The sequence below is a fragment of the Rhodopirellula baltica SH 1 genome, assembly GCF_000196115.1.
In the GTDB taxonomy this organism is placed as follows: Bacteria; Planctomycetota; Planctomycetia; order Pirellulales; family Pirellulaceae; genus Rhodopirellula; species Rhodopirellula baltica.
On sequence record NC_005027.1, the window covers coordinates 6,634,124 to 6,659,718 of the forward strand.

At 55.6% G+C, this 25,595-nt stretch carries 19 protein-coding genes; 4 read left to right on the forward strand and 15 right to left on the reverse strand.

Going from position 1 to position 25,595, the window contains the following annotated elements; translation table 11 throughout:
* Nucleotides 1–149: 149 nt before the first annotated feature.
* From RB_RS25610 to RB_RS25665, 10 genes are all read right to left on the reverse strand, one after another.
* A complete protein-coding gene (locus RB_RS25610) occupies nucleotides 150–410 on the reverse strand; it encodes a hypothetical protein (RefSeq protein ID WP_007339808.1) in 261 nt (86 codons plus the stop codon).
* Nucleotides 411–1,232: 822 nt separating this feature from the next.
* On the reverse strand, nucleotides 1,233–2,033 hold the full coding sequence (locus RB_RS25625) for a site-2 protease family protein (protein WP_007325327.1): 801 nt from the start codon (nucleotides 2,031–2,033) through the stop codon (nucleotides 1,233–1,235).
* Nucleotides 2,034–2,185: 152 nt separating this feature from the next.
* The gene (locus RB_RS25630) at nucleotides 2,186–4,444 is read right to left on the reverse strand and encodes a prolyl oligopeptidase family serine peptidase (protein WP_164922509.1); all 2,259 of its coding nucleotides are present in this window, start codon (nucleotides 4,442–4,444) and stop codon (nucleotides 2,186–2,188) included.
* 81 nt (nucleotides 4,445–4,525) lie between these two features.
* Nucleotides 4,526–5,059 carry a hypothetical protein gene (locus RB_RS25635; protein ID WP_011123689.1) on the reverse strand — a complete coding sequence of 178 codons (534 nt, stop codon included), beginning with the start codon at nucleotides 5,057–5,059 and terminating at the stop codon, nucleotides 4,526–4,528.
* Nucleotides 5,052–5,933, reverse strand: a complete 882-nt coding sequence (locus RB_RS25640; protein WP_011123690.1) for a hypothetical protein — start codon at nucleotides 5,931–5,933, stop codon at nucleotides 5,052–5,054. Before RB_RS25640 ends, RB_RS25635 begins: the two co-directional genes overlap by 8 nt.
* Nucleotides 5,930–6,598, reverse strand: a complete 669-nt coding sequence (locus RB_RS25645; protein ID WP_011123691.1) for a MotA/TolQ/ExbB proton channel family protein — start codon at nucleotides 6,596–6,598, stop codon at nucleotides 5,930–5,932. The genes RB_RS25640 and RB_RS25645 overlap by 4 nt, the downstream gene beginning before the upstream one ends.
* Nucleotides 6,599–6,608: 10 nt before the next feature.
* On the reverse strand, nucleotides 6,609–8,324 hold the full coding sequence (locus RB_RS25650) for an alpha-amylase family glycosyl hydrolase (RefSeq protein WP_011123692.1): 1,716 nt from the start codon (nucleotides 8,322–8,324) through the stop codon (nucleotides 6,609–6,611).
* A complete protein-coding gene (locus RB_RS25655; protein WP_037226281.1) occupies nucleotides 8,321–9,586 on the reverse strand; it encodes a glycosyltransferase family 4 protein in 1,266 nt (421 codons plus the stop codon). Before RB_RS25655 ends, RB_RS25650 begins: the two co-directional genes overlap by 4 nt.
* A gap of 57 nt (nucleotides 9,587–9,643) precedes the next feature.
* A complete protein-coding gene (locus RB_RS25660) occupies nucleotides 9,644–10,618 on the reverse strand; it encodes an HAD family hydrolase (protein ID WP_007339817.1) in 975 nt (324 codons plus the stop codon).
* Nucleotides 10,615–11,154 carry an FxsA family protein gene (locus RB_RS25665; RefSeq protein WP_007339818.1) on the reverse strand — a complete coding sequence of 180 codons (540 nt, stop codon included), beginning with the start codon at nucleotides 11,152–11,154 and terminating at the stop codon, nucleotides 10,615–10,617. Before RB_RS25665 ends, RB_RS25660 begins: the two co-directional genes overlap by 4 nt.
* A 321-nt stretch (nucleotides 11,155–11,475) precedes the next feature.
* Between RB_RS25665 and RB_RS25670 the strand changes: the two genes are divergently transcribed.
* Nucleotides 11,476–15,159 carry a PVC-type heme-binding CxxCH protein gene (locus RB_RS25670; protein ID WP_231845977.1) on the forward strand — a complete coding sequence of 1,228 codons (3,684 nt, stop codon included), beginning with the start codon at nucleotides 11,476–11,478 and terminating at the stop codon, nucleotides 15,157–15,159.
* A 113-nt stretch (nucleotides 15,160–15,272) separates the two neighbouring features.
* Here RB_RS25670 and RB_RS25675 read toward each other — a convergent pair whose 3' ends face one another.
* Nucleotides 15,273–15,572, reverse strand: a complete 300-nt coding sequence (locus RB_RS25675; protein ID WP_007325337.1) for a FliM/FliN family flagellar motor switch protein — start codon at nucleotides 15,570–15,572, stop codon at nucleotides 15,273–15,275.
* A gap of 44 nt (nucleotides 15,573–15,616) precedes the next feature.
* On the opposite strand from RB_RS25675, the gene RB_RS25680 reads away from it, so the two are divergent.
* Complete coding sequence (locus RB_RS25680; protein WP_007339820.1) at nucleotides 15,617–15,955, forward strand: hypothetical protein; 339 nt, start codon at nucleotides 15,617–15,619, stop codon at nucleotides 15,953–15,955.
* 184 nt (nucleotides 15,956–16,139) lie between these two features.
* Here the strand turns inward: RB_RS25680 and RB_RS25685 are convergent, their stop codons facing one another.
* Nucleotides 16,140–17,582, reverse strand: a complete 1,443-nt coding sequence (locus tag RB_RS25685; RefSeq protein ID WP_164922511.1) for a glycoside hydrolase family 32 protein — start codon at nucleotides 17,580–17,582, stop codon at nucleotides 16,140–16,142.
* Between the two features lie 169 nt (nucleotides 17,583–17,751).
* Between RB_RS25685 and RB_RS25690 the strand changes: the two genes are divergently transcribed.
* Nucleotides 17,752–18,747 carry an adenosine kinase gene (locus tag RB_RS25690; protein WP_007339822.1) on the forward strand — a complete coding sequence of 332 codons (996 nt, stop codon included), beginning with the start codon at nucleotides 17,752–17,754 and terminating at the stop codon, nucleotides 18,745–18,747.
* Nucleotides 18,748–18,838: 91 nt separating this feature from the next.
* Here the strand turns inward: RB_RS25690 and RB_RS25695 are convergent, their stop codons facing one another.
* The 3 genes from RB_RS25695 to RB_RS25705 form a co-directional block, all read right to left on the reverse strand.
* Nucleotides 18,839–19,531: a peroxiredoxin-like family protein gene (locus tag RB_RS25695; RefSeq protein WP_164922512.1), complete on the reverse strand. Its 693-nt coding sequence runs from the start codon at nucleotides 19,529–19,531 to the stop codon at nucleotides 18,839–18,841.
* Between the two features lie 184 nt (nucleotides 19,532–19,715).
* A complete protein-coding gene (locus tag RB_RS25700) occupies nucleotides 19,716–22,079 on the reverse strand; it encodes an ATP-dependent helicase (RefSeq protein ID WP_011123700.1) in 2,364 nt (787 codons plus the stop codon).
* A gap of 119 nt (nucleotides 22,080–22,198) precedes the next feature.
* Nucleotides 22,199–23,941 carry a hypothetical protein gene (locus RB_RS25705; RefSeq protein ID WP_231845978.1) on the reverse strand — a complete coding sequence of 581 codons (1,743 nt, stop codon included), beginning with the start codon at nucleotides 23,939–23,941 and terminating at the stop codon, nucleotides 22,199–22,201.
* 670 nt (nucleotides 23,942–24,611) lie between these two features.
* On the opposite strand from RB_RS25705, the gene RB_RS25710 reads away from it, so the two are divergent.
* On the forward strand, nucleotides 24,612–25,307 hold the full coding sequence (locus tag RB_RS25710; protein ID WP_007325344.1) for an RNA polymerase sigma factor: 696 nt from the start codon (nucleotides 24,612–24,614) through the stop codon (nucleotides 25,305–25,307).
* The last annotated feature ends 288 nt before the right edge of the window (nucleotides 25,308–25,595 follow it).

A 25,595-nucleotide genomic window follows, 5' to 3' on the forward strand; every position in this document is an offset into this window, starting at 1 on the left:
GTGGTTGGTAGCGCCCTCTCGTTCTCCACTCCCTCGATTGAGCCAGGGCATAAAAAAAGCCACGTTCTCCAACTTGGAGCTCAACGTGGCTTGTCTAATTTGATTCACGAATGGTCGACGAACCTGATTGGTCGCCGGATTCGATCGGCTTAGCGTCGTTTCTTCTTCGCAACTTTCTTCTTGGTTGCCTTCTTTTTGGCGACCTTCTTCTTGGTTGCTTTCTTGACGGCTTTCTTCTTTACAGCCTTCTTCTTGGTTGCCTTGCGAGCGGTTTTCTTGACGCCCTTCTTCGCAGCCTTCTTCTTAACGGCTTTCTTCTTGACTGCCTTGCGAGCGGTCTTCTTGGCTGCCTTCACGCTCTTTTTAGCAGCGCGTTTGACGGTCTTCTTGGTTGCTTTTTTCTTGGCCACGTTCTTCCTCCGCGAGAAAGGAACTGTTGCTGAGTCATTGTGACTTGCGAGCTGTGACATCGATTCGGTCAGCGCGATTGCGTCGACATCTTCGTCGTCAAAGTTGATTGCAAGTCACCGGCCACGGCTCAACAACAATCAATGGTGATCGATTCCATCCGCTTCGATGATCCTCATCGACCTTGCAAACAAAAACGATCGTTAGTACGTGCGCGTAACTGTACGCGCTTCGCTGGATTCCGCAACATGTTTTCGTGAAAAAACCGCTTGCGTCGCCAACAAAATTTGCTACGGCAAACGCATTTTTTGCATGTTGTTTCACTTCGTTCGTGATGATGCGCATGTGTTGTTGCCATCAACGATCAAGTCAACGTTGCAACGTCGATTGCAAACAAGTGCGGTAACACTTGGCTTTTTCAATGTTTTTGCAGTAACACGCGTGCAACGTGTTGTTATCGCAACGCAAACAAGCAGGCGGCGCGACATGTTTACACGACGCTAAATCATGCAACGAACACGCGTTTGAACAGCACAAAAAAAGTTTGAAAAAAACAACGCGTTGATCGCTCAAAACGGTCAATCAACGTCGAGTTGAAGACAAAAGTTGCGCACGAAGCGACGTGTTGAAGCGTTCGACACGCACATGTTTGCGCAGTGCAACACGTCTTGCGAAGTGTCTTCAATGACACCTGCGGATGTTTACCGTTGCATCGATCGGTGCTCACGCGATCGTTGATTGCATGTCACCAACATCGAGATGGTGGTGGTGAAGTGAAGCACCATGCAGACACGCTGCACGCGTGAGACACAAGCGAGTGCATGCTAGTAACGCGTCGGGCCTTGCAGCATTTGGTAGTTGCCCACCGCCAAAGACAAGAAAAGGATGCCAAGGAACATGTTTCCCGACGAAAAACCGTACGCCGTGCAAGCACCACCGACGATCATGCTGATCCACAGCCATGTGTCCGTTTGACCGCCGCCCATCATCACCAACGACCGCATGATTCGGCCTCCATCGAGCGGGAAGACTGGGATCAAATTCAACACCGCCCAAATCACGCTTGGCCACACGTAAAACGTGACCAACGCGAATAGTCCGACGCTCTCGAAGTCATTCCCTTCCAGGATGCCGGGGATGGAACTCAACGGATACGGCATCAACGCGAAGGCCATGACGCTGTACCCCATCGCTTTGACAACAGCGACCATCACAGCGGCCGATGCCAACTGGGCAAGCGGGCCTGCCAGTGCGATCCAGAGTTCCGCGGCGGGACTGAGTCGCGGTGGAGCAAATGACGAGGCGAAACCACCGTAGTTGTTGGTGGTTCGAGGTACCGCGAGACCGCCGAAGTGATACAAAACCACCGACGATTCGACACCAAATTGACGAAACGCGAATGCGTGTCCGAGTTCGTGAATCAGGATCGAAAACAGCATGCAAAGTGCCCACAGCAACAACAACGGGAGACGCCCGGGGCTGCCCTCCATCCTGTCGAAGAATTGCACCAAGCTCCAACCAAACACCGCCGCACCCAGCCAGAACGTCCAGGCGATTCGGATCGGAAATCCAAACAACTGGAAGTTCACGTCGTAAGGACTTTCGTCGGGTTGTTGAAGCAGCATCGGATTGGTGGGCAGGTGAGATTGGGGGAAGTGTGTTGAGCTTGATGAAACAACGCACGCGGTGGGGCGTTCCCATCCGCGTGCGATGATTTCATTGGATGAATTGGTTCAAGCAGTGTTCATCTTCGGATGAGGCTGCTGAACAACCAAGATCACTTCAAGTTTTCGAGCAAGAAAGACCAAAGGTCAGCGTACTCGTCGATCTTTTTGCTGGTCGGAGTACCCGCACCGTGACCGGCACGTGTTTCAATCCGAATCAACGTTGGGTTGTCGCACGATTGAGCCGCTTGCAGTGCCGCGGCGAATTTGAAACTGTGCCCCGGAACGACGCGGTCGTCTCGATCCGCCGTGGTCACCATCGTGGCTGGGTAGCATGTCCCAGGTTTCAAATTGTGCAACGGGCTGTACGACAACAGGTTGTCGATTTGTGTCTCATCGTCGCTGCTTCCAAACTCACTGACCCAAGCCCAGCCGATCGTGAATTTGTGGTAACGCAACATGTCCATCACACCGACCGCGGGCAAGCATGCACCGAACAGGTCGGGGCGCTGAGTCATCACCGCACCGATCAGCAAACCACCGTTGCTGCCGCCACGCACGCCCAGTCGCTCGCGGCTGGTCAGCCCCATGTCGATCAGGTGTTCAGCTGCTGCGATGAAGTCGTCGAAGACGTTTTGTTTCTTCAATTGCATGCCGGCTTCGTGCCATTCGCGACCGTACTCGCCACCACCTCGCAGGTTTGCCACGGCGTACACGCCACCGGCGTCCAACCAACCTGCGATGCCCGGCGAATACGACGGTGTCAGCGAGATGTTGAACCCACCGTAAGCGTACAGCAACGTGCGGTTGCTGCCGTCCATGGGCGCGTCTTTGTGACGCGTGATCAGGATCGGAACCTTGGTGCCGTCTTTGCTGGTGCAGAAGACTTGTTCGGTGACGTATTGGCTGACGTCAAAGGCGACTTCGGGCATGATTGCCAGCTCGGATTTGCCCGTGGCCACGTCAACGCGGTGGATGCTCGGTGGCGTGACATAATTGGTGAACGAAAAGAACGTCTCCTTGGCATCTTGTCGGCCTCCCAGGCCGCCCACGGAGCCCTTGCCGGGCAATTCCAGCGGTCCCATTGGAGATCCGTCGAGCGAGAACCGTTCGACTTGGTTCAGAGCGTCGGCCAAGTAGTTGGCAAAGAACACCCCGCTGAGCAACGAGACATGCTCCAGAACGTGTTCGCTTTGGGGGATGACCTCTTCCCAGCCTGCTCGATCGGCGGGTTCATCAACGTTGTCGTCGGTGCGTTTGGCGTGTTCGGCCACGTCCAAGCTGATCACGCGGCGACGTGGGGCCTCGTGGTCGGTTAGGAAGTACAACGTGGAGCCTACCGAGCCGACGAAGCTGTAGTCGGCGTCGAAGCCCATGATCAATCCGCGAACGGGCGCGTCTTCGATCGTCAGGTCTTGAATGAACACCTGAGTCTTTGGTTCAGTGCCTTTCCAATTGGAAATCACCAAATAGCGGCCGTCGTCGGTGACCGATGCACCAAAGCCCCACTTGGGATGGTCGGGACGTTTCATGACCAGTTTGTCTTCGGACTGGGGTGTGCCCAGTTCATGCAAGTACATCATTTGGTTGTCGTTCGTCCCGGTCAGCTCTTCGCCTTCGGCGGGTTCGGCATAACGGGAGTAGTAGAACCCGTCGCCGTCGGGCGTCCACGCGATGCCGCTGAACTTGGACCACTGAATCAAATCATCGGTGTCTTTGCCGGTCGCCACTTCGCGGACACGCCAAGTTCGCCAATCGCTGCCACCATCGGCGATGGCATAGGCGAGGTACTTGCCGTCTTCGCTGGGCACCCAAGATGCGAGCGACATCGTGCCGTCTTCGCTCAGCTTGTTGGGATCCAGCAAGACTTCGCGGTTGGCTTCCCACTGGGACGGAGGCACATCGACGGGGGTGCGATACAGAACGCTTTGGTTCTGCAGTCCATCATTGAAAGTGTAGAAGTACGTTTCACCTCGTTTGGCGGGCAAACCGGTTCGCGAATAGTCCCACAAAGCTTCCAAGCGTGCTCGCATCGATTCGCGTTGCGGCAAAGATTGCAAGTAGCTCTGCGTGACCTCGTTTTGAGCTTCGACCCAAGCCGCCGTTTCATCGCTTTCGACATCTTCCAACCAGCGATACGGATCCGCCACTTCGCGACCGTGGTAATCGTCAACGACTTCGTCACGACGGCTGACGGGATACTCCAATTTCATGCGTGAACTCGAGGCGGTGGGTTCGTCCGCCTTCGCGGCGGGATGGAACAGGGAACTGATGCAAAGTCCGGCGATGACGCTGGCGGAAAACGCCGCCAACGTCTTTCGAAGGCGGTCGTTGCGTAGGGAAACGGTCATGTTGAAAATCTCGTCGTACATCGTGGAACGCGGCGTAACCAAAAACGTTGCCGAAACGACACTGTGTGTTTCAGCGGGCGGGGATGTTTTGTTTGCGAGAACCTAGAGCGTCGATTCCGTTGTCGCGCTGCCAGTTTCGTCGAACGGTCGTTCAACCAGTTGTCGGCGTCGGTCAATTTCGTCCTCATCCACTCCAGATTGCCGAAGTTGTTCGAGCAGGAACTCTTCGGCCATTGCGATCGCGGATGGAGTGCGACTGATCCGAACCTTGATGCCACTGGAATCGCCCGGTGCGGCTTGGACGGCCGACAACAATGCTTCCAGTGCCAATGCCTGTCGTTGCTCCGGCTGATTCGAATTGGTGACGACGAGGTAGCTTTCGCCCTCGATCAAAACATCGACAATCTCGGGCGTCACCACCGGCAGCGGAGTTTCCGTGTCTGATTTGGTCTCGGTTTCCTCAGAGGTGTCTTCTTCCGAAGCGACGATCGCATCAAGGATGGCGGAAGAGCCATCGGGGTTGGTGGAAACGGACGGTGATTCACCGCTTCGAAACCCCAGGCCAAAGTCGAGAAACTGACTGGCGATCAACAAAGCGATTCCACCGCCAACAGCCAACGGGATTCGTTTACGCATCGTCTGGGTTTCCCTGAAGTGGGGTGAGGTTTTCGGGTTCGGTGGACGCTTCCGCGTTGTCCACATTGTTTGCTTGTTCGGGGGCCTGAGCCGCACCGAGAATCGTGTACTCGAAACGGCTGGTCGGTGTGTCCGCTCGCAATCGTTCCAGTGTAGCGGGCATGGCATCAATCAACGGCTGGTAAACCCCGGCAACGCTTCGCGGTGCGTATGACACCAGCACAACGATCAACCCCTTGGGTTGTGGTGATTGTTTGTAAGCAGCAAACAGCCGGTCAGCGATTTCTTCGGTGCGTTGAGCTTGTCGGCGACTTTCGAGACGAAACGTTTCGGTGTATCCGGAAGCATCAAAGACTACGTCGCCCGTTTCACGAGCGTGGACTGTCCACACTTCGGCTCGCTTGAGCAATTCATCGTGTCCGACCAAAAATCGGATCAGCGTGTTGGGGTCGGCGGAAGCGAGTTGCCGTGATCTTTCGATCGCTCGTGCGATGACGTCTCCTGAATCAGCACTGGATCGCAAGTTGGCTTGTTCAGAGGATTCCGCATCCAGGTTCAGCCACCCACGAAGCATCTCCAAGGCACGACTGACATCTTGCGTGTTGGCTTGCTGCGTTGCCAAAGCCATGTTGCGATCCGCGACCGCTTGGTCACGCTCGGCTCGCCACATCGTTTGCTCGTCCAGCAATGCTTGGCGTTCTTGTTCGATCTCTTGCGTTTGTTCCTGCGACGTTTCACGCATTTCCAAAAATTGTGCAAACACAATGATCAGCAGCAGATCCATTAACGGTGTCAACTGAAACCGAGTTCGTCGACGAAGGACGCCGGATGTGTTGGCTGAGGTTTCGTTGGAAAGAGACACCGGTTCGCTCACGTTGTCGCTTCCGTTGCCGGCGTGGTCGACATCGCATTGGGATCGACTCGATCGGCCGGTCCCAATTCTCGTTTGGCTTTCGATGCCGTTTCGCGAACGTGCAAACGGTTTTCTGAAAGCTTGGCAAACCCTGGTTCGAAAAAGCTGTTGATCAACATCAATGTGATCGCCGCAGCCAACCCCGCAAACGTCGACCAGATAGCATCTCCGAAGCGTGTCACGATCACACCAACGGAGGCTTGATCATCCGAAGCAAGGGCAGCACCGATCGCGAGGATCGTGCCCAGGACACCGGCCAGCGGGTAGGCCTCGATCATCGTTCGGGCGACGTTCCAAGCCGTCTCAAAACGAAGTGAATGCAAGTAGTCGCGACGTTCATCGAGAATTCGCATTCGTTGACTGAGCGCGACACGATGGGGAGAGCCCGAAGGTTCGACCAAGACATCGTGGATGTCCGCCAGGCAGGCTTCGATTTGGTCCGACGGGTGAGCGTCGTAGTCCATGCGGCTGCGATTGGGCAACGAGTCCGTGAAACGCTGGAGCGTTTGCACGATCTTTTTACGATCCCCCCTCGCCCACAGCGCCAGCACGAAAAAGAACAGCAGGTGCGCCAACGCGGCAACCACGATCGCAACGGTCGAGTAGGACGAGATCAGCTCTAGCATGGCCAGTCGTTCAGGCGGTGGAAGATGACTTCAACCAGCGTACCTGATACGGAGCCATCGCGATGGGGGCATTCTGATCCAACGATTCATCCGACAGAACGTCGAGGTCCAATTTGCCGGGCATGTCAGCCGGATCGACCGCACGAGTTTCGCCGGACAGGTTGGCCAGCACGCACAACGCCGGCTGGTCATCGTGTCGCCTCACGAACCCAAGAAGCCCATCGGTTGGCAAATTCAAAACGGTCTGCGACGCGTTGGGATGGAACTGAGTCTGCTGCTTTCGCACTCGCAACAAGTGGCGATAGCCATTGGCGACGAGTTGCTGCAACGATCCGGTTTCGGACAACGCCGCTTCCAATTCAGCTCGCTCGTATTTATGGCGATTGATTCGGCGAGGGATGCCCGATGATTCGACGCCGGCGATATCGTTGGGCGACCCCACCAGCGAGTGGAAGTAAACCGCGGGAACACCAGCCATCGACAACATGATCGCTTGCGTGGCCAAGAACCGTTGGGCATGCTCCTCCGCGGGGACCGTTGCACGATCGGCGACGGCTTCCAAGTATGTGATGTTCAGCTCGTAAGGGCTTTGCGAACCATCGGGCTTGGTCCGCATTCCAATTCGACCACCGTGAGCCTTTGCAATTTCGACAAGTGCATCGACTCGTTCCTGTGGCAGAATGCCTTCGGCAGGCCGCACTCCGATGCCGTCATGCGACGCCGTGAAATTGAAATACGTGACTTGATCAGTGGGCAGATCCAGCGATCGCATCCAACCCTGAAGCACGCCGGTGTCACCGCTGTGAATCGCATCGAGCAACAACGGCGGCAGGCTGAACTGGTACACCATGTGGGCTTCATCGGTGCCGTCGCCAAAGTACGAGATGTTTTCGGCGTGGGGCACGTTGGTTTCCGTCAACACGATGGTTCCGGGTGCGGCAACATCCAGCACGTGTCGCATCAGTCGGACCGCGGCGTGCGTTTGCGGCAGGTGCAAACACGACGTGCCGATCTCTTTCCACAAAAACGCGATTGCATCGAGCCGAATGATGCGTGCACCTCGGCAAGCGTATTCGACCAGCGTTTCCAGCATCGCCAGCATGACGTGTGGGTTGGCGTAATTCAGGTCGACTTGATCGGCGCTGAACGTGGTCCAAACGTGACGCTTGCCCGATGCCGAGTCGAATTCCGTCAGCAGGGGCAAACTTCGCGGGCGAACGACTTCCGAAAGATCTTCGGATGGATCGGCGGTGGCGTAGAAGTCTTTGTACTCGGGTTCGTCGTTCAAGAAACCTTGGAACCAACGATGGTGCTGCGACGAATGATTGAGCACAAGGTCGTACATCAAGTCAAAGTTTTCGCCCAACCGTTTGATGTCATCCCAGTCGCCTGATTCGGGATCGACGGCCAAGTAATCCGCGACGGAGAATCCATCGTCGCTGGTTGACGGGCAAAAGGGTAGCAAGTGAACGCAGCGGATCAGTTCGTCAAGGTTGTGATCCAGTAAGAATTGTCGCTGAGCATCGAGCGGCGACTTGCCCGGTTCGCGAATTTGATCGGCGTAGGTGATCATCACAACGTCGCGATGATCCCACAATTCGTCGGGAGTTGAGGGGGGATTGGATTGGTCAAAGCATCGTTTCAAGCCGTCGGCGAGCACGTCGGGAACGTGCCCATACACATCGGTGATCCGTGACCGAGTGACGTCGTCGATGGTTGAGCTCACAAGTTGTCCTGTCCGGTGAAGTTGGTCACGAGGGCTCGCAGTTTGCGTCGCAGCACCCCGTAGGAAAAGAAAGCACGGCCGATTTCATAATTGAAATCAACCATCTCATCTCGGAACGCTTTGTCGCGGATGATCCGCTCCACCTTCGACACAACGTCCTTGGTCAGATAGCCATCCATTGAGATGACCTTTGCCCCTTTGGGCTCGATGTCGGCGACGTAGATCGAGTAACGATTCACCAACAACGGTTTGCGGTAATAGAACGCTTCTAACAAAGCGTTGCCGAACCCTTCGTAGATACTTGGGTACGTGATGAAGTCGGCTTGCGAGTAAGCATCTGCCAACGTGTAAATGCGATTGCCATCGGCATCGAGGGCTCGTTTGTCACCGACTTGATGATCACACAAACGCAAATCGACGCCACTGCTTTCGGCCAAGTCCATCAAGACTTGAAGGTACTCGTTGCCTTCATCGCCGCTGGCGTGCGAAATCACCAGTTTGCACTTGTCGTTTTTCAAGGCGGCAACCAACGCGATGGCATGCTCGATCCCCTTGCGAGGCACGACGCGGGTTGGCTGCAAGAACAGAATGTCGTCTTCTTCCAACCCAATGTCTTTGCGGAAGTGAGACGAGTACTCGTCGGCTTGTGGTGGTTCGTTTTCGAAGTCCAACACGTTGGGCACCAAGATCGACGAAACACCGCGGCGGTGCGACAAGTCTTCTTGTGCGAACGAGTTGATCGTCACGTTTTGAATTTGTGGCAGTGCCGGCGGAAACGCCATCCAAAGCATGTCGGTCACGGCCGAGACGCTGAAACGATCTCGTTCCCAGTAGAAATCGTGGTGGTGGGCGATCGTCGGAAAACCGGTTTCGGCGATGAAGTTCGTCAGCGCGACGCCGAGCGGCAAGTTCATCGGAATGCACAACGCGTTTTGAACGATCAGCAGATCGAGATCGAAACGCCGAGTGAACTCGTACAGCGTTTTCTTCAGATAGTCCGCCAGCGTGTAGATCCGCTGGGTCACATCGGGCGTTCGAGTCCGCGTGCCAAAGGCCCTGCGGTTGATCCATTCGATGTCTGGATGGCCAAAGTAAGCGTGAGGAACAACCATCGACGTTGCTTTGTCACGGTCACTCTGTCCCGAGTACCAGTGGCTCACATGGCCATTGTCCCAGAGAACCTGAGCCCATTTCGCGCTCTCGAGCGACACCCCATCGGTGCCGGCGAAACGTGTTCCCACAAAGCCGATTTGGACGCCCATCGTTGATGCCACTCATGCGTGTGTCGTCTAGCAGTAGAACGTCAAGTAAACGTTCGCTCACAGACACTCTACTATCTGTTCCCAGTGTGTCAGCACCATGTCAGGTAAACAATTTTGACAACGGGCGTCATCGGTGCGCAATCGCAGGCTGCGACCGTCCCCGGCGAACAACGCCGTACGCAGCCCAAACTGCTTCGCCGCCCAGACATCGTTGAGCATGTCGTTGCCAACGTAGAGCACCTGATCGGACGAAATTCCGAGGGAACCAAGATGACGCATCGCACGATCAAACAACAACGGCCCAGGCTTGGCCGCTCGATAGCGATAGGAAAAATGACACGCGTTGAGATCGAACACGGATGACAGATCGCCCGCAATCGTTCTTTCGGCCGAATCGCTTGACGGGTCACGTTTCGCGTCCTGGGGCCGGATCGACATCAATGACCGAACGATCATCGGAGTGTAAAACTGAGCGTTGCTGACGATCCCCAAACGGCGACCCTTTTCCTTCATCGTCATCAGAGCATCGTGAGCACCGGGCATCGGCCAAACCGGGTTGGAACGCCCTTCGACACCGCAAATCCAATTCACCAAAATTTTTGAATTCGTTTCCAAATCCGAGCGTCCGTTGGCGTGCAGCACCCGCCGCCAGATCTCCAGAATGTCGACTTCCGGCTTCGGGTTCGTCTCGAAACGAGCCGCCTCATTCGTTGCAATGATCTGATTTCGCAACTGGTCGGAAGTTGGGATGTCGCTCAGGTCGTCCACTCCGGCTGCCACGGCGGCATCGCGAATCCATTGATTGGCCGCGTCGTGTTTAGCGTCGTCAGCTGTTCCGACGTCGCCGCTGCCGCTGATCACCAACGTTCCATAGACGTCCAGCAAAATGACCCGGATCTCGCGAAGATCAAATGGCTTGTGATGCGTCAGCGGAATGTGTGCCGAATCGACCGAGATCGGAGTTGGATGAAGCGGCGTCGAAGAAAAGAGAAGGTCCGTCAGTCCGGTGTCACGGTCGTTGGATGAGTTCACGGCGAAGGCGATTGTTTGGGTTCGAAGTGAGGCGAGTCAATCGTATCGCCCGCTCCGCCGGAACGCTGCCCCGATGAATCGGAACCGTTCTGATTAAAACCACGCTGACCGAATCCATCTTGCATCGATGGGCCGGTTGATGAGCCGGATCCGTCACCACCGAACGTTCGCATTTGAAAACTTCCCGCGAATCGATGACGCAACCATCCGCCGATCAACCTGCGACCAGGAGGGGTCAACAGGGTGAATCCGAGTGCATCGGTCAGCAAACCTGGTGTCAGCAACAACGCGGCCGCGAACGCGATCATCAACCCATCTTGAATTTCGCGGCTGGGCATCTTTCCTTGCGACATGGCCGATTGAAACCGAAACCAAGTCGCCAAACCTTCACGGCGAGCCAAGAATGATCCAATGATCCCGGTGATGACCACAATCAACAACGTGGTCAACCAGCTGGTCGCATCTGCCAAACGCAGAAGCAAAATCAGCTCGATGAAAGGGACGACGATCAAGAGTGCAAGAAGTCGAAAGAACATCAATTGGGGCTCAGACGAAGGAATGAATCCACTGCCAACTTGGCAAGAGAATCGGTTAAGATTCTGTACGATACGAAGGCATTGCGATTCTCGTTCCGCAAACTGACTTCTCCCGCCTCGATCCCCCCATTCTTTCTCGCTTTTTGCATGCGTTTTATGAAATCTTTCGCGTTTCCGCGGTCTCGTTCCACCCGCCAGGCCAAGTTGGTTCCGACCGAGCAGTCGGTTGCCTCCCAGGCCCAAATGGTACCGCCTCGGGGCGTTCTACTTTTAAGTTTTGTCGCGTTTTCTTTGACGCTGGCCGGCTTGAACGTGGCGGCCATGGACCCATCCAAACTGCCTGCAAAAACTCGTTTGGCGTTGGTCGGCAATGGAACGGCGCAGCGGATGAGCCTGTACGGGCATTTGGAAACCATGCTGCATTTGCGAACCAGTGACAATCCACTGGTCGTTCGAAACTTTGGTTGGCCGACCGATGAAGTTTCCAAGCAACAACGCCCTGGCAACTACACGGTCATCGACGATCCATTCAAAGTCTTCGCACCGCAAGCGTTCCTGTGCTTCTTCGGCATGAATGAATCGTTCGCGGGAGACGACATGGAACAAATCGCAAAATTTGAGGCGGACTACCACGCGTACTTGGATGAATTGGCAAAGCAGTTTGGGAGTGATGGACGGCCGGTCCAGTTCGCTTTGGTCACGCCGATCGCCTTTGAACCCAGCGGCAATCCGTTGCAACCCGATGGTTCGCTTCACAATCGTTACTTGACCGCTTATGCCGATGCGGTCAAACGAGTCGGCAAACAGCGTGAGCTAACGGTCGTGGATGTTTTCACACCGACCGCTGAATTGTTTCAACAACAAATTGGCTGCCAATTCACAACCAACGGCATGCATTTAAACGAAGCGGGGGACGAAGCTGTTTCGTTGCTGATCGATGCGGCGTTGTTTGACGGCGCGGGACCGGCGGTCGGTGCAGAACGCTTTGAAGCGATGCGCCAAGTCGTCAACGACAAGGCCTGGTTGCACCAGCAAGACTACCGAATGTTGAACGGATGGTATGTCTACGGTGGACGTCGCACCTGGGACACAGAAACCTTTCCCGGTGAGTTTCAAAAGATTCGCAAGATGGTCGCCGTTCGCGATCAACATCTGTGGGACATGTCTGCCGGTCGCGACGTGCCGGACGAAGTGGACGATTCAAAAACCGGTGAGGTCTTCATTCCCGAAACCATGTTTGGTTCTCGCGATGATTCGTTCCGCGAAATGCGTGAACCTAAGACGTTGGAGTATCCGACACCGGAACAATCCATCTCGCAAATGGAGATTCCCGACGGCTTCGAAGTGGAGTGTTTCGCCAGCGAAAAAGAGTTTCCGGAACTTGCCAACCCAACGCAGATCGCATTCGATCAACGCGGTCGGTTGTGGGTGTCGTGCATGGTCAACTACCCGCAGTGGTTGCCGGGCAGCAGTCGCCCGAGTGATCGATTGCTGATCTTTGAAGACACCGACGGCGACGGCAAAGCGGACAAGTGCAAACCGTTTTATGACAAATTGATTTGTCCAACCGGATTTGAGTTTTACAAAGACGGCGTGTTGGTCATCGACGAACCGCACATCTTGTTTTTGCGAGACACCGATGGAGACGATGTCGCCGATGAAGTGACACACGTGTTGGACGGAATCGGAACCGACGACACTCACCATGCGATGGGCGCTTGGGAATATTCCAATGGCGGCCGCCTGCACATGCAGGAAGGCATCGCGATGTCGACGACCGTTGAAACACCTTGGGGACCTGTTCGAGAAGCGGGCGCATCGGGCAGTTACGTTTGGGATTTGGAAAGCCTGCGACTGACACACTTCCGCACGCCCGGTCAATACAACCCATGGTGTTTAGTCTTTGATCAACACGGCAATGGAATCATTGGTGACGGGACCAATGCCCAGCACCACTGGACGAACGCATTGTCGGGTGGTGATGTCCGTTCGCGAAAAACGTTGGAGCCGATTTTCAACAACCACGGAATCCGTCCGGCGGCAGGCAACGAGATCCTGCACTCACGTCAGTTCCCAGAAGAGTTTCGCAACCGTTTGATCTACGCGTGTGTGATCAACATGCACGGGATGCCAGCGTTCGAAATTCGCGACCAAGATGACGAAGCAGGTTTGACCGGTGAGCGAACGGATGACTTGTTGGTCAGCACGGACATGTTCTTCCGACCCGTCGATCCAAAGATTGGGCCGGATGGCGCGTTGTGGTTCGGCGATTGGTGCAACGCCCTGATCGGTCATATGCAGTACTCGCAGCGAGATCCAAACCGCGATCACGAACACGGCCGGATCTACCGGATGCGTCACAAAGAACGTCCTTTGCTCGACGTTGTGACGCAGTCGGATCTGCCGACGATCGAGGTGATGGACCAACTGTTGGCATTCGAGACTCGAACCCGATACCGTGCTCGGCGAGCACTGCTCAGTCGTCCCGCCGAGGAAGTGGTTGCGGCATCGAAGCTATGGTTGCAGGACAATCCGGCTGCTGAAGCTGCTCTTGAGATCCTTTGGGTACAAGAAGCATTTCACAACGTCGACTTGGATCTTGCCCGAAAGGTTTTAGCGGAGGGCAATTTTCAGCAACGTGCCGCCGCGACTCATGTCGTTGGCAACGAATGGCGTTTTCTGTCCGGCAACGAGCAAGCCAACTCATCGGATCAAATCGAATTGTCGGTCGACCTTCCGTTTGTGCAGTTCCTCTTGGAAGCCGGTCGAGATGATCATGCTCGCGTGCGACTTGAATCGCTTCGTGCTGCTAGCCTGATGGATCATCCCGTCGGAGTTCGTGTGGCTTTGGCCGGGATCGATCGACCTGCTGACAAGTGGATTCAATATGTCTTGGAACACACGATGTCGGCGTTGTCGAAGCACTGGGACGGTGACTCAGTCGAAATTCAGGAACTGATCGCATCGTTGCCAGCCAAAGCGGCTGAGTATTTGAAGGAATACAAGATCGCGACCGGCCCGGGCGCGGAAGTCTATCGTCCTTTGAAAATCTTGGCCGATGTCGATGCAAAGCAAGAAGACCAATTGGTCGCGTTGCAACAAGTGGTCGCCGCATCTCGTGGGAATGCAGAGACGGGAGCCAAAGTGTTCGAACGTGTTTGTTCAGCTTGTCACTTGCACGGCAAACTTGGCAAGGCGTTTGGTCCTGAGCTGACGGACATCGGAGAACGGATGACGAAGGAACACATCATTCGGTCGATCGTTTGGCCAAACGAAGAAATCGCCAAGGGGTACGAAACGGTCATGATTTTGACCTATGACGGCGAAGCCATTGGCGGCTTTATTTTGAAGGAAGACGAAGAAACGATCTCGTTGGGGATCGCCGACGGTAAAACCAAAGTGATCGATAAGGAAGAGATCGAAATTCGCAAACCGATGAAGGCTAGCAGCATGCCCGAAGGTTTGACCGAAACAGTTGCTCCGAGTGAGTTTTTGGATCTGTTGGCGTTCTTGGGCGGTGAGTGGATCGCGACAAACCCGAACACCGATTACCCGCTTCGCAAAGATGGGAATCTGATCGAGGTGACTCGTGATTCAATGATCAGTGTGCCTGGCGATTGGCCGGCCGTTTGGAACCGCGAAGCGGAGCACTTGTTCAGCGGAGAAGGCGTGCGAAAAGATCGTTTCGCGGTGCACTCGAAGCAGCCCGCAACCGATCCTGCGGTGATCCTTCGGTTGGCAAACCCGGCCGAATTGGTACGCGGCACGATCACGAACCGTCGAGACGAGGAGTTCCACGACCGAGCAAAGGGATTGGCCGTTTGGACTTCCAATGATGGAAAGGATTGGACCCGTGTCTGGAAGAGCGAGTCGCCGCAGGCCGAATGGAAGGTTGAACTTCCCGAGGGCACGGTCGCCAAATACATCAAAATTGGCTTGGAAGGAACTGGCATCTTTCACATCGATCGCGCGGTCTTCTTCGGCCGTCCGGCAAAGGGAAAGTAATCCACACGTTGACGTCGTGATCCTTTAGCAATGAAACGAAAAAGGCCCGTTTGAAATCAGTTCGACGATTTCAGACGGGCCTTTTTGTATTCACGGTTGGTTCTTTCCGCGTCTCAGTCTTCTTTGGGAACGCCGATTTCGCGGACTCGCAAACCGAACTTGTCGCCAATTTTGACTGTTTCGCCGGTGGCGATTGGGTGACCACCCGCACGCAGCGTCAGCGGTCGGTCGCAATGCACGTCGAAGGTGAGCATCGAGCCGGGCACCAAAGCCAGAATCTTGCGAAGCGGCTCCTTTTTCTCCGCCAACGTGACGTTGACGGTGGTGCGGATCTTCAGAACCTTCTCCTTGTACATCGACGATGTCGGAGGACTGGGTTCGGTCGGCTTGTCTTCGGTTGCGTTCTCGCTCATTCTTCCTTGTATCCTGACACATCGTTTATCGACCGGAATCCTCCATGAAATCAACCGTTTTATTCCTCTCTGGCGATTTGATTTTTGCCTCGCGAGTTCGTGCCGCCTGCGAATCGGCGGACAAAACGTTTTCACTCGCCGGGCGATTGCCGGAAGAACTCAACGAAGATGTGGGATGGGTCATTGTTGACCTGTCGACTCGCAACGGAGTCGTCGCGGAGCTGATGCCGACAGTTTCACGGGTGTGTCCCGAAGCTCGCGTGGTCGCTTATGGACCGCACGTGCAAGTCGCCCGCTTGAAAGGGGCGCGAGAGGCGGGCGTGCCAACAGTGCTGACACGGGGCCAGTTCGACGCCGGATTGTCGTCGATGTTTGCAGACTGAGGTGACTGACCGCCAGGATGAGTGGTTGGCGAAGACGACTCATTCGATTGAATGCGACCTTGGATTGGCCGTTTGGGCCTATGCCCCGGTTCGCGAGGAAGCAACCGTGGCGAATGCCGAGGCGGCAATGCGATCGAGCTTGCAACTCAACACGCTGAATTCGCCCAGTGTCATCGACTCGGTTTCACCAGATGCTTTTGACTCGGTTGAGCTGCAGCTTTTCCAGGGCAACGTTTCCGCCTCGCGTGAACAAACGGACGGACTCATCGTCGGGTGTGAAAGCAAACTGCTCGCTGTAGGAGAACACGCCTCCGGCCGAGAAGACTTCGAGCGAGCTCCAATCGACCAACATGCGGATGGTCAGCTTTTTGTCGTGGTCAGGCTTGAGTGACTTTCCTAGCAACAGTTGCTTTTCGATGTCGTAAACAATCTCTTTGTTTGCGATCCGGAAGACAATTTGACCGGCGGTGGAGTCGCTCAAGTCGAACGTCGCGGTCAAGTCGAATGCCTCGGCGCGAACGTCTTTCAGTAGCCCGCCGTTTTCATCCTCGGGGGTGATTGTCTCGTTTGTCCAATTCGTAGTGTCATCGTAGATCGTCGTGATCGCTTGTATTGGTGTGCGGGTGACTTTCATCTTTCCGTCGTGAGTGACCAAGCCAATTTTCACCGGGAACGTTGCGTTGCGTTCCCAGGGGCTTTCACCGATGCCTCCGTTCCAATGATCGTTCCATGCGATTTGAATCACATCGCCTGACGGAAGGTTGGGCCGAAAGAAGGTTTGCCCGGCATAAAAGTCGGGTCCAACATCCATCACCAAAGTTTCTTGTTCCGGTGTGAAGCGAACTCCGTCAAACTGGCCAACCAAGTAGGAACCATTTGCGTCGTGAAGAACCCACTTCATGTTCTCTGTGTTGCCGTCAAGTGGCAATTCAAACATGTCCGGGCACTCGTAACCAAAGTCGATGTTACTGAGTTGTTTCCACTCGACCAAATCGTCCGACCCGTAGAGCGTCGTTCCGTTCTCGTACAGTGCGAGGATCCACTTGCCGGTTGGTTCGTGGAAGAACACGCACGGATCGCGGGGGTCGGCTCCCTCAGTTTGGTTAGCAACCGGATTGCCGGAGTAGTCATGCCATGTGGTGCCGCCATCGTTGCTCCACGCCAAGCAGGTCCCTGCCTTGGTTCCGGTGTAGATCATCACCATGGCTTCTTTGGTTGAGCCGGTGATCTTCTCGGCGGTTTCTCCTGAAATCAAGACGCCGCTACCGGAGTAGACCTGTGCTCCGCTGACATTGCGTTTGGCTTCGGCGGGCAAAAATGATTCTTGTGGGATGAGCGCGACGCCTTCGTCTTTCCAGTGCAGCAAATCGGGGCTGGTCGCATAGCCACCGTGGCGAATCGCTTTGCCCCATTGATACAGCATGTGGTATTTGCCGTCGGCGTAGATCAACGCGTTGATGTCGTTCATCCACTCCGATTTTGGGCTGAAGTGAAACTGATTGCGGTAGTCTTCTCGGTAGTCGATTCCAGCAGGGTGCGGGTCGTATTGAGACTGGACGGGAGAAGCCGGTAGCACGCAAGCGAGAACCGTCGTGGCGACAAATAGAATGTGGTGTGAGGTGGTCATGGATGGTGGGGGGCGTGGGGTGCGATGGTCAACCGCGTCAGTATAGCTGGCTGGCGGAGTCGTCTCTCGCGAGTACACTGCGGACCCGCCCAGCGGATGCGAGGCTGCTTTGGTCCAGGCCAATTCGCGGGCAAGGACGAGTCTGTTTCTCTCACTCTGGTTGAATTTGATGACGCATGATGTTTACGCGGTTGGCAATGCTCTCGTTGACATTCAGACAATGGTTGCCGATGACCTGTTGTCCGAACTGAAGCTCGACAAAGGCATCATGACGCTGGTCGATGACGAGAAACAAGCGACTGTGCTGAGTCGATTTGACCTGCCGTCGCTGTCTCGCTGTGCAGGCGGTTCGGCCGCAAACACCATCGCCGCGGTCGCGGATTTTGGTGGCAAAGCTGCTTTCGTCGGCAAAATTGGTGACGACGAAACCGGGCAGTTCTTCTTGAAGGACTTGCGTGCTCTCGGTGTCACCATTGACGTGGATCCTCAGCCTGGGACACCAAGCGGAACATGTGCGGTTTTGATCACCGAAGACGCTCAGCGAACCATGCTGACGAACTTGGCCGCATCGACCGCGTTGTCCGAAGCCGACATCGACGAAGCCGTCATCGCGGCGAGCAAGTACGTCTACATCGAAGGCTACTTGTTCACCGGCGAACAAACCAAAGCGGCCGCTTACAAGGCGATCGAGCTAGCGAAAAAGAACGATGTCAAAGTCGCGTTCACCGCCTCGGATCCTTTCCTCGTCAACATGATGAAGGATGAAATGTGGGATTTGATTCGAGGCCCCGTCGATTTGTTCTTCTGCAATGAAGAAGAGGCCAAGAGTTTGACCGGACTGGAAGACCCGATCGCTTGTGCGAACAAGATTCACGAGTCAGCCGAGAACGTTGCGATGACTCTGGGGCCGAACGGTTCGATCTTGATGCACGGCGGCGAAGCGATTCCCGTGGAAGGCGTGAAGGTCAAAGCGATCGACACGACGGGAGCGGGTGACATGTATGCCGGCGGCATTTTGTACGGCATCACCAACGGTTTGGATTGGCGTCAGTCAGGCCACTTGGCTTCGCACGCCGCCGCCCGGGTGGTGGCTCAAATGGGCGCTCGGTTGCAGAAGCCATTCACCGAAGACGAAGTCAAGCAGCTGACCGATCTGACTGTCTGAGCGAAACGTCAGTCAAAGTCACAGGTAGGCTCGATCATCCAACGAAAAAACGCACCGGCGATGCAATCACCGGTGCGTTCTTTTTTGAGCGTCAATGATTCAAATACTGAAGCTTTTTCACCGCGGCGACGACGTCGGCGGGTTCGGCGCGTTTCTTGTAGTCCGCATCAACAAATGCGTAGGTGATCTTTCCATTGGTATCGATCACGTAGGTCGCTGCAAGAGGCAGTTCCATCGCGCCGTTGTCATTACGCTTGGCAAGTTGGAATTTGTCGCGGTACACCGGAAGGATTGATTCAGGCAAGTCGAACACGATGCCGTACTTTCGTGCGACTTCGCTTTTGCGATCGTGCAAGACGAGCATTTCCAGGTCGTTGGCTTCCGCCGTTTCTTTGGCTTTCTCAGGCACTTCGGGGGTCAAGACGACGAGCTTTGCACCAGCGCCTTCGATGGCCGAAAGTTGTTTCTGCATGGCTCGCAATTGCAGGTTGCAGTACGGGCACCATCCGCCGCGATACCACATCAGAATGACGGGGCCTTCGGACCAAACGTCGCTGAGTGTGACTTCGTTTTGGTCCCACCCTTTCAGTGTCGCGTCAATTGCTTCGTCACCGACTTTCTTGGCCGATTCTTCGATGCCAGTCGCACGCACTTGCTCGACGCCACGTTGAAAAGTTTGCAGCACTTCGGCCGGATATCGTTTGGACGAATTGTCGGCTGTCTCTTTGAGTTGGGCTGATAAGCTGGAGGTCGATGATTCGTCGGCGGATGCAAATGGGGACATGGCAAATGCAGGCAGAAACGCCGCGCAGAAAAGGAGAGAAAGCCTCATGGATTCACAACGCTTGGTCTTGAGTGAAGAGAAGGTGTCAACTGAGGCATGATGTCCGCTGCCACGGTCAATCCGCCAATTCAAACTCGGACGCCCCGCCCACGCCGCCGCGATTGATTGGCGTCAAAGCCACGAATCAGCGTTCCACCAATTCGATTTTCGCGAATGCCAATCGGAAGGTTTCCTCGGTTTCTTCAAACTGAATCTTGGCGGTCCGCTTGGGGCCTTTGCCTGTTAGAGCGACGATGGTCCCTTCGCCATACTCGCTGTGGCGGACCGTGCTTCCTTCGCGGTAGGCACCCAGTGGAGTCACGCCGGATTGCAGCAGATCACTCGCCGTCTTGAGTTCGGCTTGGATGGAAACCCTGGGCTTCTTTTTCTTCGGCGGCGGCACATCATCGTGGTACACATCCGGAATCGCGGATTGGTCCGTCATCGGAAGAATTCGTGGTCCATCAGCGACGTCCGTTTGGCCAGCCGGACCGGTGTCGGTGACCGCAGCGGGTTCTTGGACCAGGTCCCATGAGTCCGGGTACTCGTCGTCATAGGCATCGTCAAAGAAGTTGCGACTGCCTTTGACTTCGACGACTTGCATCTCATCACGAGGCAGTTCGCCCAAGAACATGCTGGGGATCGCAGGTTGGTTTTCGCCACGGAAGCTTCGCAGTTTTGCGTAACTGATCTGCAACCACTGTTCGGCTCGTGTGACTCCCACGAACAGTAAGCGACGTTCCTCTTCGAGTTGTGTTTCGTCTTCTTTGCTGCGGCGGTGAGGCAGCAGGTTGTCTTCCACCGCGATGATGAAGACGCGAGGGAATTCCAAACCTTTCGCCGCGTGCAACGTCATCAAGGTCACGCGGTTGTTGGAATCCTCGAACGCGTCGGTGTCCGAGACCAACGCGACCTGTTCGAGGAACGCTTCCAAGGATCCGTCTTCCGGATGCATTTGATCGAATTCAACGGCCGCGGAAATGAACTCGTCGACGTTGGCGATCGGATTGTTGTCTTGTTGTTCCGGGGTGGTTCGTTCGAGGTAGGCAACGAATTTGATTTCTTCGATCAAGAACCGGAGCAGATCCTCCAGCGTCGCGGTCGCTTTGATGCACAAACGATCGTACAGACGAATGAAGGACGTCACCAACGTTTTGGCGCGTTTGGAAAGCGTGTCAATCTCGTCAACACGTCGGGCGGCTTCCAGCATTGGAATTCGATGATCGTCGGCAAAGCGTTGGATTCGCTCCAGCGTCTTGGCGCCGATGCCTCTCGTGGGCGTGTTGATCACACGTTGGAACGCGACATCGTGACGAGGGTTGTTGATCAGGTGCAGATAGGCCAGCAGATCCTTGATCTCTTTCCGTTGATAGAACTCCAGACCGTTGACGATTTGATACGGGATGCCGCGATTCCGCAGGGCATGTTCGATCGACCGAGTCAGTGCGTTCATCCGGCACATGATCGCAAAGTCGCGAGGTTCGGCGTTGCCGGCGATCATTTGGTTGGCGATCTCATCGGCAATGCCGTCGGCTTCTTTGTAACCGTCCTCGTACTGTCGCAGCGTGACTGCTTCGCCGGTCGGGTTGTCGGTGAACAGGTTCTTTTGTTTGCGACGTCGATTGTGCCGAATCAGTTGATCGGCGACGCGAAGGATTTCGGGTGTGCTGCGATAGTTTTGTTCCAGCCGAACCGTTTTGACCGCCGGGTAATCCTTTTCGAAATCTAAAATGTTGTTGAGGTCGGCGCCTCGCCATCCGTAGACCGATTGGTCGGGGTCACCCGTCACGGCGAGGTTGGGGTGGTCGACCGAGAGCGCGCGGACAATGGCGTACTGAGCCAAGTTCGTGTCTTGGTACTCGTCAACCATGATGTACTTGAGTTTCTCATCGAGGTTCGATCGCACCTCGGGGTTCTCCCGCAGCAACCGAGCGAAGTGGAAAAGCAAGTCATCGAAGTCAACCGCGTTGGCGGTCAGCAGTTGCTGTTGATAGACCGGGTAAACCTTTGCCGCGACGGTGTCACCGGCGCGACCCGTTTGCTGGGCCATGATCTCGGGAGTGATCAGCCGGTTCTTGGCATTGGAAATCGCCGATGCGATTTGCTCGGGCGATGTGTGGCTTGTTGAAACGCCCGCCGCTGTGATCGCGCGTTTCATCGCGGATTTGGAATCGGACGAATCGTAAATCGAGTAGTTCTCGGCCAGTCCGACCATTGGTGCGTAACGCCGAAGTTGCTGCGCACAGAAACGGTGAAACGTTCCCATCCAAACCGGTTGGTTGGGGGCGAGCAAATTGACTCGCGACCGCATTTCATCGGCGGCTTTATTGGTGAACGTCAGAGCCGCGATTTGCCACGGGCGAATCCCGCTTTGCAGCATGTACGCGATGCGGTGGGTGACGACGCGTGTCTTACCGCTACCGGGGCCGGCGATAATCAGCAGAGGTCCGTCGATGTGCTGGACCGCTTCGGCTTGTGCGGCGGTCAGATCTTTTGTGATGGCATCCATGACGCAAGATTAGCGTTCCCAGGGAAACTGGGCAACGCAAACAGGGGACCGACCCGATGGCCGATCCCCTGTGTGAGATTTTCAGAGAGTGATTGTTTGGCGATTGACCGCCGAACGGATCACCACATGTATTCAAAACCTGCTGCGAAACCGTTCAGTGTCAGCGACGTTTCCGAGGTGCTTGGTGCTGAGACACCGGCCCCGTTGGTTGCGAAGTCGTCGATGAAGCTGTTGTCCAGCGGAGCGGCGTAGACGTCATCGATTGTCAGCAGGTGATACGAACCACGCAGCGACAACGAGTGCGAGAATCGGTAGATACCGGTTGCTTGGAAATCCAAGATGAAGGCACCGTCTTGTCCGCCCGATTCAAACGTGTTCAATGCACCGGGGGTGATTCCGATCGACGAGGTTTGACCGAAGTCGTTCTGAACCCATGCCCCTTTGACTTCGGCACCCAGTTGAATTCCGGGGCGAGCGTTCCACCAAAGGTCGACGCCGGCTTGAGGACCAAAGTATCGGTTTTCAATGTCGAAGCTTTGTTGGAAGTCAGCGATGGTGCTGGAGGTTTCGGAGCCGTTGAAAGCGTATCGGTTGTCGAAAACCACGTGTCGGAGGCCGAGCAACCAAGAGCCTTGGAATCGTCCGTACGGTCCGACGGTTCGACGACGGTAGTTGATTTCGTAACTGTCGAATTCCGCTTCGGAAGTGATCGATTGGAAGTTTGACAGGTTGGCGTATCCGCCTGCCGGCGTGGTGCCGAAACCGGAATAAACCGAAGTCAAGTTTCCGCCTGGGTCAGATGCCGAGGCGGAGCCGCCCCATTCTTGGCCGCCCATGAAGGTGAACTCGACATTCGAGCCGGCACCGAAGATCAGTGCGAACGAGATGCGAGCTCCGGCTTCCAGGTCATCGTCGCCCAAGTCATCCTGGGTCAGCACTGGATTGTCAGCAACATTTGGCGTTCCGGTGGTCCCGTCGTTGGTCAAGACACGACCATCGGCGAACCCATCGAGCTCCTGTGTCAGGAACAATCCTTCGACCGATACGTCGTACCAGCGTTGGGCTGATTTACCGGCTTCAGAATAAGGTCGCAGAGCTTCGGCTAGACCGGCCAAGCCGCCGCCGATGTGTGCTGCCAGGATGCCGAAGTCGGTGCTGCCGGGGCCGCACTCATTGAGGCTTCCAAGCAATCCGCCCTGGCCGAGTGAGCCGTTGGTCAGGCACGAGCCCAATCCACCGCAGGCACCGCATCCGCCACCGCCGCATGATCCACAGCAATCGCCCATCACAGCAGGCAATAGGCCGCGGAAGTTGCTGCCGCATTCTCCACTGGTGCAACCCGAGTCGCCGCATCCGCAGCTCATCGTGTCGCATCCGGCTGCGTAGCCACCGCCGAGGAAACCACCGCCTTGGTAACCAACTGGCATGACGCCAGCAGGTGCGTAGGCGGCTTGCGGGTAACCGCCTGGAGCGTAACCAGCAGAGCCATATCCACCCGGCATCATCAGCGGAGCCGATGGCAAGGTCGTGGCGATCGATTGTGCACCCGGCATGGAGCCTGGTGGCATCGACATGGCAGGCATGCCGTCGACCATCCCTGCTGGTTGAACACCGGGCGGTAGCATGAAGCCACTCGCCTCGTAGTCCATTTCATCACCCGCGGTGGGTGGTGCTGCAGCGACTGGCGTGGCAACTGCGACGGCAATCAAGCCACCACAGACCAGGTCACGAAGCTTTCGTAATTTAACCGTCACGCTTTCGCTGAATGATTCCGTCATCCCATTGTCCTCAAGGGTCACACGCAGTCCGGTTCTTTGGTTGGGTCCGGGTTTGATTTGGGGATCGGGGGTCTGGGCCATCATGGGTTGCTCGTTTCTTTGCCTGGCAATTCGTCGCATTGCAATCGTCTCCGCGGTCACAAAGACCCCAAAATCCCCCCGGGGGTCCCGCTCACGCGAGAACGCCCAGCCATAAAATGTCCTGTGGCTGTTGGGTTGCTGAATGCTCCAAAGGATTTCGCATCCGGCGACCCCGCCGTTGTGGACCGTTCCGCCGTGGACCGAGGTTGAAAGCGTTTCCGGGGAAGCCTGCCGCCAAATTGGGGGCAACACCGCGGAAAAGGAGTTCAAACTCGAACGAAGAAACCGTTCCAGGCGGAGTTATCGGCACAACTTCCAGCAAACATTCGGTAATTCCGGAACAATCGGACCAACCCGAGCGATTGACACAACGATTCCAAGTGGACTGGAACACGAATTGCCCCTATAGAGCCCTGGATTCGCTCCCTGCCAAAGAGGCAGGATGTGAATTCAACGCGAAGATGACTTTGACAAATCGGGCGAAACCGCGATAATACGCACGTGGTGCAGGTTTCCCTTGATGCCTTTTAAGGGCGTTTGAAGTTGCCTTGGCGGTTGCCCTCATCATCACTCGTCTCTGTGAATGTGAGTTTGTTTTGGCGGTTCATCGCCTGACGCAACGCATTTCTAAGTAGACTGGGTGCTACTCATACTCCTTTGTGATCGATCCCCCATGAACTTTTCAACTTCCGCAGCGGTCGCTGATTCGAAGGTGGATTCGGGAAACGTTTTCACCAGCGAATCCATCGCTGATCAAACCGACGAGCAATTGGTTGCGAAATATCGCACCAGCGGTCGTCGCGATATTTACGAAGCCCTGATGCGGCGATATGAACGCGAGATCTACGCGTATCTGCGTCGCTACATCGGCAACGCTGAAATGGCTGAAGATGCCTTCCAGGGTACTTTTCTGCAGGTTCACCTGAAGTGCAACCAGTTTGATTTGACCCGCCGTTTTCGACCTTGGCTGTATGCGATCGCTACCAACCAAGCGATCGATGTGCAGCGTCGTAACAAGCGGCACCGAATGGTCAGTTTGGACCGCCCCGCGAACGGTCAAGAAGATGATCGTGGCGGTAGCTGGTCCGAAAAGCTCGAAGGGGCGATCACGGATCCGTTGGCTGCTGCATCGAAGGAAGAAAACGGGCGCTGGGTGCATCACGCCGTCGAATCGCTCGGCGAGCCAATGCAACAAGTGGTCGAATTGGTCTACTACCAAGGCCTGAAATATCGCGAAGCAGCTGAGATTTTGGGGATTCCCGTTGGGACCGTCAAAAGTCGTTTGCACGCCGCCGTCAATCGCTTGAGCGGCCTTTGGGACGACAGTCACGACGGTGAACGCGACGCGGAAGAACAACCGGGCGTCTGATCGCGAAAACTCATCTTTCGCGGCGTTTTGGCTGCGGATTGGACACAAGCGGCGCCTCGGGGCCGCTTTTTTTCTGCGCCGGCCGCAAGGTTCGTGTGAACCATGGAAGGAATCCTTTCGTCTGACTGATTAGGTATTGGACCGGTCGCGAGTGGACAGTTTGTTTTCCACGAGCATGGAGTGCGAAGCTGTTCGCACCGGACCTGCCCGAACACTCGCCCCGTCGCGGGCGTAATCATATTTTGAACCGATCCGAGAACTGTCTCGTCAGATAGCCACCGGGTGATG

What these genes read in the sequence shown, in the direction of transcription:
- RB_RS25680 (WP_007339820.1), top strand. Translation starts at nt 15,617, where the DNA reads ATGAAATCAACCGTTTTATTCCTCTCTGGCGATTTGATTTTTGCCTCG.
- RB_RS25685 (WP_164922511.1), bottom strand. Translation starts at nt 17,582, where the DNA reads ATGACCACCTCACACCACATTCTATTTGTCGCCACGACGGTTCTCGCT.
- RB_RS25635 (WP_011123689.1), bottom strand. Translation starts at nt 5,059, where the DNA reads ATGCGTAAACGAATCCCGTTGGCTGTTGGCGGTGGAATCGCTTTGTTG.
- RB_RS25705 (WP_231845978.1), bottom strand. Translation starts at nt 23,941, where the DNA reads ATGATGGCCCAGACCCCCGATCCCCAAATCAAACCCGGACCCAACCAA.
- RB_RS25690 (WP_007339822.1), top strand. Translation starts at nt 17,752, where the DNA reads ATGACGCATGATGTTTACGCGGTTGGCAATGCTCTCGTTGACATTCAG.
- RB_RS25625 (WP_007325327.1), bottom strand. Translation starts at nt 2,033, where the DNA reads ATGCTGCTTCAACAACCCGACGAAAGTCCTTACGACGTGAACTTCCAG.
- RB_RS25675 (WP_007325337.1), bottom strand. Translation starts at nt 15,572, where the DNA reads ATGAGCGAGAACGCAACCGAAGACAAGCCGACCGAACCCAGTCCTCCG.
- RB_RS25655 (WP_037226281.1), bottom strand. Translation starts at nt 9,586, where the DNA reads ATGGGCGTCCAAATCGGCTTTGTGGGAACACGTTTCGCCGGCACCGAT.
- RB_RS25665 (WP_007339818.1), bottom strand. Translation starts at nt 11,154, where the DNA reads ATGTTCTTTCGACTTCTTGCACTCTTGATCGTCGTCCCTTTCATCGAG.
- RB_RS25700 (WP_011123700.1), bottom strand. Translation starts at nt 22,079, where the DNA reads ATGGATGCCATCACAAAAGATCTGACCGCCGCACAAGCCGAAGCGGTC.
- RB_RS25630 (WP_164922509.1), bottom strand. Translation starts at nt 4,444, where the DNA reads ATGTACGACGAGATTTTCAACATGACCGTTTCCCTACGCAACGACCGC.
- RB_RS25710 (WP_007325344.1), top strand. Translation starts at nt 24,612, where the DNA reads ATGAACTTTTCAACTTCCGCAGCGGTCGCTGATTCGAAGGTGGATTCG.
- RB_RS25645 (WP_011123691.1), bottom strand. Translation starts at nt 6,598, where the DNA reads ATGCTAGAGCTGATCTCGTCCTACTCGACCGTTGCGATCGTGGTTGCC.
- RB_RS25695 (WP_164922512.1), bottom strand. Translation starts at nt 19,531, where the DNA reads ATGTCCCCATTTGCATCCGCCGACGAATCATCGACCTCCAGCTTATCA.
- RB_RS25670 (WP_231845977.1), top strand. Translation starts at nt 11,476, where the DNA reads ATGGACCCATCCAAACTGCCTGCAAAAACTCGTTTGGCGTTGGTCGGC.